1 protein-coding gene and 1 pseudogene are annotated in these 1,434 nt (G+C 51.0%); both read right to left on the reverse strand.

The features are described 5' to 3' along the window. Window positions 1–932: pseudogene (locus DXB92_RS13145) on the reverse strand (hypothetical protein); the annotation flags it as partial. Between the two features lie 49 nt (window positions 933–981). Further along, a partial coding sequence (locus DXB92_RS13150; RefSeq protein WP_117734222.1) for a DUF2815 family protein occupies window positions 982–1,434 on the reverse strand: 453 nt, incomplete at its 5' end.

Here is a 1,434-nt window from a genome sequence, read left to right on the forward strand (position 1 = left end):
GCTTGATACTTTTTGACCGAGGATTTTGATACTTGTTGTCGCAGTAACAACACATCTCGCAAGTCCGGCGGAGCGGTTTTCAATTGTTCCTGTACTTCTTTTTTTCCCAACGATTCTAACTCCAGTCCATGTTCCGCCAGCCATTGTTTCATTTGCTGAACAGAGTTCGGATTGTCCAAGTCGGTCAGATTTTTCAGTAGATGCAATAGCTTGTCCTTTGTCAATGTGTCCATACGAATTGCTTGCTGCACCAGCTGCAAATCCAGTTGTATTCCTCGATCGTTGATGGACTGGTCAAGGGCATACTCCTGCCAGACAAATTCCTGCACAGGGAACCGAGCAATTTTTTGTTCAATCGCTTGTTCCGTTTCCACATCCCGTTTGTTGTATGCCCGAAAGACGTTCCATTTCTCCGGAGAATCGGCAGGCGTATGAAATTGTGGAACGCCGTTCACCGTGTCATATGGTACGCAGAAATAGCGAATCAGGGCTTTCCCCTCGGACATTTTTTGTTGCTGTAACTGTAGCACTGCCCCCACGCCGGCAAGGCTCAGCGGCAAGCCCAGATAGGCAGCCGCCACCATCGTACACCGCCATGCTTTCGGGCTGAGGTAGTTGCCGCAGGCATCCTCCGGCAATCCATAGGAAATGAAGCATTCCGGATAGTTTCGCCGCAGCCAGACCGACAGGCAGACCCGTTCAAAGCTGGCGTTGAAAGCGTGTTTCTGGATGCGGTCATCCGTCAGAGCGTTGAGGATTTCTTCCGGCAGCTGTTCGCCACAGGCGAGGTCAACCACTTGCACCGGGGCATCGTCCACGGAATACGCAAAAAGCAGAATATCAAAATATGGGGAATCTGCATAACGATACACACCTGATTTGGCAATGTCGATGTCGCTTTTGGTTTCTAAATCAATCATCAATTTTTTCATATCTCAATTACCCACCCAAGCATGACGCCTAGCTGTCCGCCCAGCTATCTTAGTTCAGAAAATCCTCGTCTTCTACGGTTGCGAAGTCGTCCTCTGCACGGCTGTGACCGCCCAACGGTTCGCCATCCCGAATCTTCTGGACGTTCTGCAAACCGCAGGCAATGCCCCGAGAGGTCTTTGTAGCGAACGCATAGAAGGTGATGCTGGCTCTGCCATAGACACCGCTGTAAATCTCGCTGTGTTCCATAATCGGCTGGCAGGCTGCATCCACGATGCCCGGAGCAGTGATGGAATTGGCATTGACGAAATAACTGTTGGCATACGCTTCATCGTCTGGTCGCTCCAAATCCCCATCCCGAAGCGGAGTCTTGATTGATGTCAGTGCCGGAACGGACTTGCTGTTGCCCTTTAACTTGCCCTGCCCCTCCTCGTAGGCAGCCTGAATAGCGGCACGAATCTTCTCGATGGTTTTCGTGTCCGACTTCGGAATGATGAGGGAAAC

Source organism: Ruminococcus sp. OM06-36AC (genome assembly GCF_003438725.1).
GTDB lineage: Bacteria > Bacillota > Clostridia > Oscillospirales > Ruminococcaceae > Ruminococcus_C > Ruminococcus_C callidus.